The sequence below is a fragment of the Amycolatopsis sp. cg13 genome (genome assembly GCF_041346965.1).
Classification (GTDB): domain Bacteria; phylum Actinomycetota; class Actinomycetes; order Mycobacteriales; family Pseudonocardiaceae; genus Amycolatopsis.
Genome location: NZ_CP166848.1, coordinates 7642760 through 7655663 on the forward strand (window position 1 = coordinate 7642760; position 12904 = coordinate 7655663).

The following is a 12904-nucleotide window of genomic DNA, read 5'->3' on the forward strand; positions in this document are numbered from 1 at the left end:
GGATCCGTGGCGCGATCTCCTTGAGCGAGTAGCGGGTCTGGATGCTCTCGTGGCTCATCACAAGGAAGGCACCGGCGAGGATGAACAAGCCGTACGCGGCGACGACGATCTCCCACGAACCGTTCCACAGCTCGCCGATCCCCGGCAGGTCGCTGATGGTGGGGGTGGACAAAGCGCTGTGCCCGATCAGGTCCAGGATCGGCGACAGGGCGGAGTCGACGATGCTGCGGAACGCAGAGTTGATCGCCTCGGTGATACACGCGCCGATGTCGGTGATGCCGCACTTCGAGTCGCTGTCGGTGCTGCCGTTGCCCGGCGAGTGTGTCCCGCTCGCAGGCGGAGTTGTCGTCGGCTGAGGGATGCAGTCCTCGCCCGAGCACGGCGCGGTCGTCGTCGGACCGAGCGAAGCGCAGCTGAGTTGCCCGGGAAAGCTGCACGTCATCGGCGGAGGAACCTCGGTCGGGACGGGCAGCGGTGTGTTCGGTGGAGGCTTCGGTGTCGTCGTGGTCGGCGTTGGCAGGTGACACGCCGGCAACGGGGAACCCGGCGTGCACGGTTCGTTGGTCGGGAGCGGTGCCGGCGGCGGTTGCTGCGGGGAAGCAGGCGCGGCTCCGGCGTTCGCCGCGAGCACCGCGGCGAGAAGCGCGACGACGCTCAGCAACAACAGCACGGCCGCACGCCAGCGCCGTCGTCGATCAGGCGGCGGCCGATGCAGGCGGGCTGAAGAGTCAGACGTTCCGCCGTCGGTCCTGTTAGTGCGGCGACGCGAGCGAACTGTCGGAGGGCCACTGGCGGTCATGACGCGCCCACGAACCCTTTGAGGATCTCGAGGACGAGTGGCACAAGCAGAGCCAGGCAGTAGCCGAAGCCAGCCGCTTTGACCGCGGCCTTGGCTTTCGCGATCTCCTGAGGTTCGTTGTTCCCCCACATGTAGCGGGAGGCACCGACGGTCATGAACAACGTGGCCAGGCCCGCCAGGATCCCCATGATCCACGTCTGGACGTTGCTCAGAATCTCGGTGACGGAGCCGGCCAAGGCGACCACCAGGGTGTCGGCACGTGCTGCCGACGCCGACGCGAGGAGCGCTGCCCCTGACAGTTGCGCGACGAACGCAGCGCGGGATCGGTGCCGACGCGACCACCGTCGTCCGCGCTTATTGGTCATATCTTTCGACGGTCGACCGGGCAGCCGTTCGAGGTTTCGTTGCCTGGCGTTCTGTGACGGCGGCAAGCGGTTGTCTTCGGCGCGAGCGCAGCACGGCTCGACCGTCGTGGCAGAAGAGTGGTCGATCAGGCGCATGGGGGCACCTCCGAAGAGCGGACTGAGCGCGGGTGTGTCCCGCAGCCCTGAACTCCGGATTTCGCATCCGTTTTGGACACGCGGTCCGGGCTCTTCCGCCCGGAGCCGGCGTGCTCGGCGGACACGGAAGGTGATGGCGTTGCTCTGCCTGGAGCCGGGTCGGCGGGGCGGGCGAGCGCCACTGCGGTCGCCACCTGAACGGCGAGCGGGTCAGTTGGATCGGCCTCGGCGATACGGTCACGCAGATAGTCGGCCAGCCTCAGTTCGGCGCGTTTGCGCGCCTTGTAGACCGCCCACTCGCCGGTCTGATGCCGCGCCGCCCAGTCCGCCACCGGCATGTGCTCCAGCCGAGTCGCGCCGATGAGCGCGGCTTCGGTCTGGGTCAGGACTCCGTCCGCCACCGCGCGGGCGAGAACAAGATCGGGGTGTCCCCACGGAGCGTGCGGCGGAGTGGAGCGGAACCCCGGTGCGACCGGAGTCGGAACCGCCAACGCCTCGGCGAGCGCCGCGTAGCCGGACCGGTAAGCAGCCCACCGCAGGCGCAGCATGATCCGCGGCCGACGCAAATCGATACTCGGCAAGGCGGCGAGAAAACCTCGCAACACCTCGGCGTAGATGTCGGCCGGATCGCCGACGAACCGACCGGACAAAGTAGCCGCCACCGAGGTCAGCGCGGGCAGCGCGACACCTACTGCGGCGACTGTCCAGGTTGCTCCTTCGGTACGCGAGCGCAGCACCAGATGCGCCCACACCGCGTCCCGGGTCGCCTGCGGGCACCGGCGTGCCAAGAGGCGATCGCGGACCTCGTCCAATGCAACGCGCCTGTCTGGCAGACCTCGGAAGAGCCGGCCGTCCAGCGACACCGGATGCGGCCCGGTAACCAGCCAGGTAAACGCGTCCCGTGCGATATCCAGTGAATTGGCGGCAGTCGCGGAACCGCGGCGGCGAAATGTTGAGTACGTTGCCATGTCGTGACTCCTGCGGCGTCGATGCGAACAACAACGACGCCAGGAACTCACAACGTATACTGCGGAAATGTCATGCTATTACTATCTGCTGACCAGAAATCCAAGGGCGGTCTACTAACGACCCGCTATTCGCGTCCTTGCTGCGCGAAATAAGAGATCAGGCCACGGTCTCCCGGCGGGGTCTGACATCCGAGCTTTAGTAGGGCTTGAGCTTTGGTTATTCGTTGTGTATGGCTGCCGCGTCAGCAGCTGCGCGGACGACTGTGGCGTCGCGCTTCCAAAGGTCGAAAAGCTTGGTAATCGAATCGGCGCGGAACGGCGGAGCAATTTGCGGAACCTTGTGAGCGGCTGCGCTGAGGGGGCTACCTCCGAGTCTATGCAGCGTGGCTTCCAGTGGTTCTTCGAAGAGGGCTCGCCGCAGCCTGCGGCGCAGGCGGAGAAACTTCGCGAAGGCGCGTCCAAAGCGAGACTGAAATCCGGAGTTAAGGGCGTAAGAACATGCGATACCCATCCGATGGAGGAGACTCGCGATGACCCCGGCACACGGCAACGACTCCCCAACGGGCAGTGCACACGAGCATGACCGGACTGACCCGCCGACCGCCCCGATCCCGCTTCCTCGGCGACGGCGCTCGCCGCGTGTGCGCGCTCGCCGCCGGCTACCGCGCCATCCCCGTCCTGCGCGACCGAGCACCGTCTGGCCGTGTGCGCAAGGCGATCTTCGCGACGGCACTGGACTGCTCGCCGACTGGCTGCTGACAGCAGTCGTCAAGATCGTCACCACCTACACCCGGCCCGGGCAGCGAGTGCTCCTGCTCGACCCCGCGCCTTACCTCGCGAAGCCCTCGTCGTGGTCGTTAATCGGCGGTCGTAGCCAGCCCTGGCCCGGTCCGTACGCTGGCTTGCACGAAGCCGGCTGGACCGTGGTCCGACTCGGCCGCGGAGTCCAGACGCTGACAGATGTCTCTCGCCTCGGCGCAGCCCGCGGACGCTCCGGCGGCGCGAGCGTCGAGTCCGAGTCCGGACTCCGACTGGAGCCGAACAAAGCCGCCGGGCCGTTTGCGGACCGTCGCTCCGGAGCGGACTCCGCGGCGACCGACGCCAGTCCGGACCGCTATGACCTTGTCGTAGCCGCAGCCGAATCATGCACCGCCAATTGGTTCCGGCCGGTCGATTGGCCGAGTCTGCTTACCCCGTCCGGCACTCTCGCGGTAGTCACGCAAGGTGACCGATCTTCGGGTCGACTCGTCGACCCCGCCGGCTCAATAGTGCGCGCTGCGCGCCGGGCCGGACTGCGCAACCTCGATCGCATTGCTCTGCTGCGCGTACCGGTTCGCGAGGGTGCGCTCGCTGAGGCTCCGGCCGCGCGCACTCGACCACAGGTATCGCCGCGCGCGCTCGCGCAGCACGTTCAGGTGCACGACGACTTGTTCGTGTTCACCCGGCAACCGGCTCCGAATACCGCCGCAGGAGAAGTGGAAACCTCCGATGAGTGACCGCCCCACACCGCCACTGCCGCATCCTCTTCCTGCGGGGAAGGAATCGCCGACACCACTGCCGTCGGTCTGGCCGACCGGGCAGCGAGGCCCGCTTGCGCAGCTGCGCGACGCCGGCTGTGTGCCTGGCACCGAGACCGACGCCGAGCGGATTCCACCTGCCGTTGCCGCGCACGCGATCACCGCCTACAGCCACCCAGGTGATCTCGTCGTGGATCCCTCCTGCGGAGCGGGCACGGTACTGACCGAAGCGCTGCGCGCAGGGCGGCACGCACTCGGCCTGACCCCCGCGGCCCCGTGGTGGGCCCTTGCACGCGGCAACATCACTGCCGCGAAGACCGCAGGTGCCTGGTGCGACGGATCAGTTTTCGACGCCCGGCCAAGGGCGCTCGGGACCGTCCGGGCCGCCGGGTTGATCGGGCGAGCGGGACTCGTCCTGACCGCCCTGCGCACGGAGACGGATCATCGGAAGGATGCGGAACGCGAGTCATTCGAGTCCGTTCTCTCCCGCTTCGCCACGACACTCCACTACTGCGAGCCGCTGCTACACACCGGTGGGCGTCTTGTCGTCGTCACGCGACCGCGGCGGAACCCGGATGGTGCACTGGTCGACCTCACCACTCCGATCGCCGCCGCCGCAACCGCGGCCGGACTCGCACTAGTCGAGCGATGCCTTGCGCTGACCGCTGAACTGCGTGGAAGTCGGCTGCTTCCGCGGTCCTCGATTGCTGACCGCCGCGCCGCTTCCCGAACGGATGCCGCTGGCGAGCCGACGACACTCACTGCGCACCACGAAGTGCTCGTGTTCGGTCTCGACTCCGAGGTCGAACTCGCCGCTGCGGCTTCGGGCAATGACTCGCTGCCAACTGAAGATGCAGTTGGCGTGCCCACGGCGGGAGACCTCGCGTGGAGGAGGGGGAGGTGCGCGGCATGACTGCCCGCTTGCACTGTCGCGAGTGCGGCTGGCACCCCGCGTTCTAGCGGAAGCGCGCCGCGCTGCGAGCTGCTGCCCGCCACCGCTGCACCGGAAATACCGGTAGCCGAGTCCTGCCCACCATGGTGGACAAGGCTGTGGATAACCCTATGCACAGGTTCCGTGCGTAAAGCCGCAGCTGTCACCGAGGCTGGAGCGGAAGCCCCGGCCGTTGACGGCGATCTGGTTGATACCCGCGGCGACCGCGTTCAGTGCCGTGCTCGCTGTACACCACGCCGAGACCATCCGTCGCGCCCGTGCGGCGATGGCCGACATCGTGCGCGCCGGCTACCAGATCGGTCCGCCGCCTTACGGCTACCGAATCCTGCGCGTCCGGGTTACCGGTCCGACTGGAAACAGCCGGCTGCGGCGGTGCTCGTCCCTGACTGGCAGGCCGCCGCTGTCGTTAAGCAGATCTTCAGCTGGCGCGCAGACGACGGTCTCACGTTCGCGGCCATCGCCGCGCGACTGAACAGCGACCTGCGCCAGTATCCGGCCCCGGTGCCCAACGGGCGGTGGACTGCAAAGTCGGTCCGACGCATCGTCTTGAACGTCAAGTACACCGGGCGGCAGGTCTGGGCCCGTACCGTCGACGGCCGGCCGATGCCTACGAGGCAGTGGGTAATCTCGGCGCGGAACGCCCATGAACGGCTGATCGACGACGGCACGTTCCAACGTGCCCAGCCGGTCGCACCGGGTTCAGCGGCACCACTTGACGTACTGCCGAGTGCGGCATGAACGGTCACAGCTGAACCTTCGCCGTGGTCTTGCTCTTCTGAAACGCGGCAACGAACGCAGGCGCGAACTGAGCGTCCGATCTCTTTCCAACGGGGCTAGCCGGAAGCTGTCTCGACTGGGTCCAGCAACGCCAGGCTGTGTCTTGTCGGTGCCCGGCCGCCCCGGATGACAGCTAGTACCGCAGCTTCACGACTCCACGTCGTCCGGTTCGCCAAGCGAGACCCGATGTGGCGCGTCGAACCCGAACAGTTCGTTGGGCGTGCACTCCAGTGCTGTGCACAGCGCCTGCAGAGTCGCCATCTTCACCTGGGCCGGATCCTTCTTGAGCAGCACGTTAACCGACTGAAGGGACAGTTCGAATCCTGCTCGGCGGCTAAGGAGTGCGCGCATTTGGGTTGCGTCCCAGACGCCGCGGGAGGCCGCGACCTGTCGCAGTTGCCACTCGATCTTCACCTGCTGCCGTCCCGCCGTCGTCATGCCACGGCGCTTCACCTCGCCGCCAACCGACGCTCAGTCTTCCCGATGACAGCGGTCAGCGTGTCTCCGCATGTCCGGCGTGTTCAGCAAGCGCAACCGGGAGGGCAGGCGCGACTTGCATTACTCAGGTGCTGCTTTATTTGCTAAGGTGTTAGCTTAGTTGCCGATCGGCTTCACCTCCGTTGGGCCGAGTGGACGTTCCTCCCAGCGAACGTCGGAACGGGGTCCAGTCGAAGTCGTACGACAGCGAGAGGGGCGACATGAAGCGACCCGACGCGGGGCGGTTCAGTCTGGACGAAGCTCCGGAGCTGATCTTTGAGATCCGGTCTGCCGACGGTGCCGAGGCGGTGCGGCTTCGCCTGGAGCAAGCAGAGGCGTTGTGGGAGGTGACCCAATGGCAGGCCCGGAACAGGTCCGCAGATGGGTTGGGCAACGCAGCGTAGGGCGCGTGCGAAGCCCTTACGGCCAGACGGCGGACTGCGAACGGGTGGGCATTGCCGCACAACCAACGGTTCTACGCTTCGCGTGGCTGGGGCGTGTGTCCACACGGGACATGCAGGACCCGACCCTGTCCTTGCCTCGCCAGCTGGGATCGTCGCAACGCTCGCTCCCCGAAGGCGGCCTCATCGTCGCGCACTTCTACGACGTCGAGTCCGGTCGCATGGATCTCGACATTCGCGGAGGCGGGCACGCGCACGAACAGTTCGACCTCACGATCCCGCGTGACGGCGGCATCCAAGACCTGCTCGCCGAGGCCGAGCGGCCTGACCGGCGATTCGACTACGTCATCTGCGAGTCGATCGAGCGCACCGCCCGGCACATGTACTACGGCACGACCATCGAACATCGCTTGGAGAGCGCCGGAGTTCGCCTCCTAGCCGCCGATGAACCCTTTCAGCTGACCACAGTGGATGGTCGAAAGCCCAAGACCGCCACGCAACTCTTGACTCGTCGGGTCAAGCAGAGCATCTCCGAGTTCTACGTCGTAGACATGCTGGAGAAGTCCTGGGACGGTTACGCCACTCATACCGAAGCGGGATACAACATAGGCAAAGCCTGCTACGGCTACCGTGCGCACCACGTGCCACACCCGGTCCCCGCCAAGCGGGCTAAGGGTGTCAAGAAAACGTTCCTTGAAGTCGACCCCGCCCAGGCACCCGCGGTGCGCAAGGCGTACCACTGGCGAATCACCAAACGGCTTGGCTACCAAGCAATCGCAGACCGCCTCAACCTCGACTCCGCCGTCTACCCTCCGCCTGTCCCTGTCGACCCGAGTCGTGCCGTCGGCCGCTGGACCTACTCGAACGTCCGCGACATCCTCACCAATCCCAAGTACACCGGGCACATGGTGTGGAACCGCAAGGGGCGCAAGTCTCGCGGGAACCGCGCCAACCCGATAACGGAATGGATCTGGAGTGCGCAGCCCGTCCACGAACCTCTTGTCACCCTGGACGATTGGCTGCAAGCTCAGGACGTCAGCGGCCACCGCTTCGGTTCTCGCAGCACCGGCAACACGAACGTCAATCATCCCCAGACCAAGCGCAGTTATCTGCTGCGCACTTACCTGTTTTGCGGTGCCTGCGGTCGACGCATGAACGGCAAGACCCGCCGTGGCCACGTCTACTATGTCTGCGCACCGAAAAAGGGATACGTCCCCGAGGGGCACCCCGGCGCGGGAAGCTTCTGGATTCGCGAAGACGCCATCGTCGACAAGCTCAACGAGTTCCTGTCCGCGCACATCTTCGGCACCTATCGCCGGAGCCTGCTCGGAGACGCCGCTCGCGAACTCGGGGCTGTCGCTCAGAAGGAACGCGAGCAACGCATCGACGCCCTGCGTCGCGAGATCAACGACACCGCTCGCATGATCAAGAACGTGGTCCGCAGTTTCGCGCTCTTCGACAAGCCGACCAAGGAACTTGTCGGCGAGATCAATGACGAGCGCAACGAGCTTCACGAACGCAAATCCCAGCTCGAAGCTCAGCTTGCCCAGATCGAAGAGGAGCAGCAACAGGCGACCAATCCGGACCTGCTCGACGCTCTGCCCATGGGCGAGGTTCGGGTCGAGGAGTTGCCCGAAGACGTCGCGCGGCGGCTCTTCGAAGCCCTCCGGCTTGAGCTGCGCTACCAGAAGGGCACCAATCAAATCAAGTGCACAGCCACGTTGATCGGGCCTGCAGTCTCAGCGGCGCAGCATGCTGCCCATGACGCGATCGTGGTGCCGTTCGACCGAAGCAAACGGATTGACCAGCGCAAACATGAGAAAAAGGAGGATGTCATGTCTGACATCTCTCCCGTTCCCATCCTTGTGGTGCCCTCGGCAGGATTCGAACCTGCGACACCTGCCTCCGGAGGGCAGTGCTCTATCCCCTGAGCTACGAGGGCTCGCTTGCGCGAACTGAACAAAGCCTAGCGCATGCCCTCTCACGACCGCGCACAGAGGGTGCTTAGCGCGGTAGCGTCGAACTGTCGACGCGGAGGGAGGCGGCGGTGAGCGCCGAGCCGTTCCAGGTCAGGGTGGCGGACGAGGACATCGACGACGTGCGGGCGCGGTTGCGGCGCACCCGGTGGCCGGAGGCGGAGACCGTCTGCGACTGGTCGCAAGGGGTGCCGCTCGCGTATGCCCAGGAGCTCTGCCGGAGCTGGGCCGAGGACTATGACTTCGGGTTCGCCGCGAGGCTCAACGTCTTCCCGCAGTTCCGCCAGGAGATCGACGGCCTCGGGATTCACTACGTCCACCTCCGCTCGCCGGAGCCGGACGCGTTTCCGCTGGTGATCACGCACGGCTGGCCGGGATCGGTGCTCGAATTCCTCGACATCCTCGGCCCGCTGACCGATCCGCGGGCGCACGGCGGCGATCCGGCGGACGCGTTCCACGTCGTCGCGCCTTCGTTGCCGGGGTACGGCTGGAGCGACAAGCCGAGCCAGGCCGGTTGGGGCGTCCGGAAAATCGCGACCGCCTGGGATCAGTTGATGGTCTCCCTCGGCTACGAGCGGTACGGCGCGCAGGGCGGGGACTGGGGTTCGGCGGTCTCGGGCGCGCTCGGAGAGGTGGCGCCGGAGCGGGTCGCGGGCGTGCACGTCAACATGGCGGCTGCGCCTCAAGGCCAGTTCGAGGACGAGACCGACGAGGAGCGCGACGGCGCGCGGGCGGCGGCCGAGTTCCGGCGCACTGGCCAGGGCTACTCGGGGCAGCAGGGCACGCGTCCGCAAACTCTCGGCTACGGACTCACCGACTCGCCGGCGGGACAGGCGGCCTGGATCGCCGAGAAGTTCTGGGCCTGGACCGACAACAACGGTCACCCGGAGGACGCCGTCACCCGGCAGCAGCTCCTCGACGCGATCTCGGCGTACTGGTTCACCGCGTCGGCGACGTCGTCCGCGCGGCTGTACTGGGAGAGCTTCCGCAGTTTCGGCGATCTCGTCACCGCGCCGTCCGGAATCTCCGTCTACCCGCGCGACATCATTCGCCCGTCGCGGCGGCAGGCGGAGCTGAAGTACACCGATCTGCGCTGGTTCGAGCGGTTGCCCCGGGGCGGGCACTTCGCGGCGATGGAACAACCGGCGTCGCTCGTCGAGCAGATTCGCGGCTTCTTCCGGCTCGTGCGCTGATCTTTCCCACCTCGCGGAACAGGGCTGGGAGAAACGCGTCACCAGGCATTAGAGTGAAGTTAGGCTACCCTGTATTGCACGTATGCGCATGTCACTATATATTCCTCTCGACACCGAAACTTGGGAGGCGAGCGATGGGACACGGGCACGGCCACGGGCACACCGCCGCTCCGGCGAGCGCGTCCGGCCGCTACGTCCGCGCGCTGCTGATCGCTCTCGCGGTCGGTGCCGGGTTCATGGTGCTGGAGTTCGCCGTGGGCTTCGCCACCGGCTCGCTCGCGCTGATCTCCGACGCCGCGCACATGTTCACCGACGTCCTCGGCGTCGGAATGGCGCTCGCCGCGATCGTGCTCGCGCGCCGCAGCGGGCCGACGCCCAGCCGTACGTTCGGCATGTACCGGGCGGAAGTCCTTGCCGCGCTTGCCAATGCGGTGCTGCTGTTCGGCGTCGCCGGGTACGTGGCGTTCGAGGCGATCGGCCGGATCAGTGACCCGCCGGAGGTGCCTGGCCTGCCGGTGCTGCTCGCCGCCGCGGCTGGTCTCGTCGCGAACATCGTGTCGTTCCTGGTGCTGCGCTCGGGCGCGAAGGAAAGCCTGAACGTCCGCGGCGCGTACCTCGAGGTGCTGGCTGACCTCGTCGGCTCGGTCGGCGTGCTGCTCAGCGGCGCGATCACGCTCACCACCGGCTGGCGTTACGCCGACCCGATCATCGGTGTCGCTATCGGACTGTTCGTCCTGCCGCGCACCTGGACGCTCGCCCGCCGCGCGCTCCGGATCCTCTTCCAGCACGCGCCCGCCGGCGTCGACGTCGGCGAGATCAGCACCGAACTCGCCGCGCTCCCGGGCGTCGCGGACGTACACGACCTGCACGTCTGGACGCTGACCTCGGGCATGGAGGTCGCCTCGGCCCACCTGACGGTGAGCGCCGAAGCCGAACAGTCCACTGTGCTCACCAAGGCGCAAGACCTGCTGTCGGTCCGCTACGAGATCAAACACGCGACGCTTCAGGTCGAGGGACCGCAATGCGCCCGCCGATGCGCGGAGCTGTCCTGGTAGACCGGGGACCATGCGCAAGGACTTCGACCCCGCCCAGCTGGCCCCGAACGCGTTCTACCACCTGATGACCGCGACCGTCGTGCCGCGGCCGATCGCCTGGGTGTCGAGCACCTCGCGAGCCGGGGTCGACAACCTCGCGCCGCATTCGTTCTTCACCGTCGCGTCGGCCGCGCCCGCGGTCCTGCAGTTCACCTCGGTCGGGCGGAAAGACACCCTGCGCAATGTCGAATCGACGCGGCAATTCGTGGTCAACCTCGCGCCCGAGCCGCTGTTCGAGCAGATCAACGCGACCGGTGCGGATTTCCCGCCGGAGATGAGCGAATTCGACGAGGCCGGGCTGACCCGCGAGCCGAGCCTGAAGGTCCGCCCGCCGCGCGTGGCGGAATCGCCGGTGGCGTTCGAATGCGAACTGCACAGCACGGTCGGTTTCGGCCGTTCGACAGTGGTGTTCGGCCGGGTCGTGCACCTCGCGGTCAACGAGGACGTCCTCGACGGCGACCACCCGATGGTCGACCGGCTGCGCCCGCTGTCCCGGCTGGGCCGCGACGAATGGGGCACGCTGGGCGACATCAAAGAATTGGCACGGCCCACGTACAAAAGCTCGTGAGTGTTGATCACGGTTAGAACCGTGATCAACACTCACGAGCTTTTTCAGGGAGCGGGCAGCGGCTGCGCGTTCCGCCCCTTCAGCATGAGCTTCATCTGGTCCATCTCGGCGCCCTGCGACACCAACATGCTGCGGCACAACGCTTTCACCGCGTCGACCGACGTGTGGTCCTGCGCGTACTCGGCCATCGCGACGCCGCCCTGGTGGTGGCGCAGCATCAGCTGAAGGAACTCGACGTCCAGCGCACGCCCGGACAACGAGCGCAGCTTCGCGAGGTCCGCGTCGGTGGCCATGCCGGGCATCGGCGCACCGCCCGCCGGGCTGCTGGTCGGCATCTGCATGCCCGCGTGGCCCATCGGCTCGGTCATCCACGTCATGTAGGCACCGGTCGCCTGCTCCGGCTGGTCCCAGAGCATGAGCCAGCCCTTCATCCGCCCGACCTGCTCGGTCTGCGTGCGCTCGATGTCGAACGCGAGCTGGCGGATCTCCGGGTCGGTCGAGTGGTCGCGCGCCCAGCCGGCCATGGTGACCGCCTGCAGATGGTGCACCGACATGTCCTGGGCGAAGCCGACCTCGACCGAACCCGCACCCGGCGTCGCGGGCACCGCGTCGCTGCCGTCGGTGAGCCGCGTCGCGAAGACGCCGATCGCGGCCCCGACCAGCAGCACGGCGATCAGCGTGCCGCCGATGACCACCCACCGGGACCAGCCGGTCCGCTCCGCCGGAGCGGACTCCTCGGCGGCCGACGGGACGGATTCGACGCCGCCCGTCCCGGCCTGGTCTTCTTCGGAGCCGCCCACGGTCACTGCCCCGCGGGCGGGGTGCCCGGCATGCCGGGCTGCTGCTCGTTCTGCGCCCCGGTGCTGCCCTTGTAGTCCATCGGCTTCGCGTCCTTGCCCGGCTTGCTCGGGTCGAACTTCGGCGGGTTGCTCGGGTCGAACATGCCCTTGCCGAGCGCGTCGCACGAGGCGCCGATCTCCGGGTACACGCCGTTCGGGTTGGTCCGCAGCGCGGCGATGAACTGGTCGATGCGCGGGTCGTCGGCGCTGTCCAGCTTCAGCTGGTGGCCCCACGACTGCAGCGAGATCGGCTTGTCCAGGCCGGGGTAGGGCGACATCATCGTGTACGGCTTGCCCTTGACCCGCGCCTCCAGCAGCGGCAGCTGGTCGCCCTTGACCTTGTCCGGGTTGTAGGCGATCCACACCGTGCCGTGCTCGAGCGAGTGCACCATGTTCTCGTTGCGCACCGCTTCCGGGTACACGACGCCGGTGCAGGTGGCCCAGTACCCGTCGTGCGGGCCGCCGAACGGCGGGCTCTGGTCGTAGGCCACCCGTTCGGTGGGCAGAATGTGCACCGAACCGGTGTACTGCTTGGTGATCACGCCGGGGATCTTCTTCGACGGGTCCGGATTGCTCGCGGTCGGCGCGAAGGCGGCGGCGGCCTCGTCCCGGGAGGCCTGGTCGCGCTTGGGCGCGGAGGCCTGCAGGTAGTAGACGATGACGCCGGCCAGCAGGGCGACCACCACGACGACGCCGATGATGGTGCCCCAGGGCGTCCGCTTGCCCGCGACGACCGAGCGGTTCTTCGCCGCCTTCACCGCGGCCGCGGACGAGCCCTTCTTCTTGGTGGTCCCGTTGGCCATGATTGCCGAGATCTCCTCGTGAGAGCGGGGGAGGGATCCG

The 12904-nt window shown here is 67.2% G+C and carries 13 protein-coding genes, 1 tRNA gene and 1 pseudogene; 8 read left to right on the plus strand and 7 right to left on the minus strand.

What is annotated here, in order from left to right:
• Window positions 1-80 precede the first annotated feature (80 nt).
• Window positions 81-356 (plus strand): hypothetical protein, encoded by a 276-nt coding sequence (locus AB5I40_RS35880; protein ID WP_370934617.1) that lies wholly within the window; start codon window positions 81-83, stop codon window positions 354-356.
• Between the two features lie 439 nt (window positions 357-795).
• Here AB5I40_RS35880 and AB5I40_RS35885 read toward each other — a convergent pair whose 3' ends face one another.
• Window positions 796-1299 (minus strand): pilin, encoded by a 504-nt coding sequence (locus AB5I40_RS35885; protein WP_370934618.1) that lies wholly within the window; start codon window positions 1297-1299, stop codon window positions 796-798.
• Window positions 1290-2111 carry a hypothetical protein gene (locus tag AB5I40_RS35890; protein ID WP_370934619.1) on the minus strand — a complete coding sequence of 274 codons (822 nt, stop codon included), beginning with the start codon at window positions 2109-2111 and terminating at the stop codon, window positions 1290-1292. The genes AB5I40_RS35885 and AB5I40_RS35890 overlap by 10 nt, the downstream gene beginning before the upstream one ends.
• 735 nt (window positions 2112-2846) lie before the next feature.
• On the opposite strand from AB5I40_RS35890, the gene AB5I40_RS35895 reads away from it, so the two are divergent.
• Complete coding sequence (locus tag AB5I40_RS35895; RefSeq protein WP_370934620.1) at window positions 2847-3026, plus strand: hypothetical protein; 180 nt, start codon at window positions 2847-2849, stop codon at window positions 3024-3026.
• A 503-nt stretch (window positions 3027-3529) separates the two neighbouring features.
• Here AB5I40_RS35895 and AB5I40_RS35900 read toward each other — a convergent pair.
• Window positions 3530-3715 (minus strand): hypothetical protein, encoded by a 186-nt coding sequence (locus AB5I40_RS35900; protein ID WP_370934621.1) that lies wholly within the window; start codon window positions 3713-3715, stop codon window positions 3530-3532.
• 40 nt (window positions 3716-3755) lie between these two features.
• Between AB5I40_RS35900 and AB5I40_RS35905 the strand changes: the two genes are divergently transcribed.
• Together AB5I40_RS35905 and AB5I40_RS35910 are read left to right on the plus strand one after the other, a co-directional pair.
• Window positions 3756-4697 carry a DNA methyltransferase gene (locus AB5I40_RS35905; RefSeq protein ID WP_370934622.1) on the plus strand — a complete coding sequence of 314 codons (942 nt, stop codon included), beginning with the start codon at window positions 3756-3758 and terminating at the stop codon, window positions 4695-4697.
• Window positions 4698-5108: 411 nt separating this feature from the next.
• Complete coding sequence (locus AB5I40_RS35910; RefSeq protein WP_370934623.1) at window positions 5109-5474, plus strand: recombinase family protein; 366 nt, start codon at window positions 5109-5111, stop codon at window positions 5472-5474.
• 186 nt (window positions 5475-5660) lie between these two features.
• Here the strand turns inward: AB5I40_RS35910 and AB5I40_RS35915 are convergent, their stop codons facing one another.
• Complete coding sequence (locus AB5I40_RS35915) at window positions 5661-5951, minus strand: helix-turn-helix domain-containing protein (RefSeq protein ID WP_370934624.1); 291 nt, start codon at window positions 5949-5951, stop codon at window positions 5661-5663.
• Window positions 5952-6942: 991 nt separating this feature from the next.
• Between AB5I40_RS35915 and AB5I40_RS35920 the strand changes: the two are divergent.
• Window positions 6943-7554: pseudogene (locus AB5I40_RS35920) on the plus strand (recombinase family protein); the annotation flags it as partial.
• 703 nt (window positions 7555-8257) lie between these two features.
• Here the strand turns inward: AB5I40_RS35920 and AB5I40_RS35925 are convergent.
• Window positions 8258-8333 (minus strand) — tRNA-Arg (locus AB5I40_RS35925).
• 105 nt (window positions 8334-8438) lie between these two features.
• On the opposite strand from AB5I40_RS35925, the gene AB5I40_RS35930 reads away from it, so the two are divergent.
• The 3 genes from AB5I40_RS35930 to AB5I40_RS35940 all read left to right on the plus strand — a co-directional run bounded on the left by AB5I40_RS35930 (window position 8439) and on the right by AB5I40_RS35940 (window position 11222).
• On the plus strand, window positions 8439-9560 hold the full coding sequence (locus AB5I40_RS35930; protein ID WP_370934625.1) for an alpha/beta fold hydrolase: 1122 nt from the start codon (window positions 8439-8441) through the stop codon (window positions 9558-9560).
• 134 nt (window positions 9561-9694) lie between these two features.
• The gene (locus AB5I40_RS35935) at window positions 9695-10615 is read left to right on the plus strand and encodes a cation diffusion facilitator family transporter (protein WP_370934626.1); all 921 of its coding nucleotides are present in this window, start codon (window positions 9695-9697) and stop codon (window positions 10613-10615) included.
• 10 nt (window positions 10616-10625) lie between these two features.
• Window positions 10626-11222, plus strand: coding sequence for a flavin reductase family protein (locus AB5I40_RS35940; protein ID WP_370934627.1), 597 nt, complete (start codon window positions 10626-10628; stop codon window positions 11220-11222).
• A 44-nt stretch (window positions 11223-11266) separates the two neighbouring features.
• Here the strand turns inward: AB5I40_RS35940 and AB5I40_RS35945 are convergent, their stop codons facing one another.
• Together AB5I40_RS35945 and AB5I40_RS35950 are read right to left on the minus strand one after the other, a co-directional pair.
• A complete protein-coding gene (locus AB5I40_RS35945; RefSeq protein ID WP_370940683.1) occupies window positions 11267-11917 on the minus strand; it encodes a DUF305 domain-containing protein in 651 nt (216 codons plus the stop codon).
• 107 nt (window positions 11918-12024) lie between these two features.
• Window positions 12025-12864: a DUF3105 domain-containing protein gene (locus AB5I40_RS35950; RefSeq protein WP_370934628.1), complete on the minus strand. Its 840-nt coding sequence runs from the start codon at window positions 12862-12864 to the stop codon at window positions 12025-12027.
• Window positions 12865-12904 lie beyond the last annotated feature (40 nt).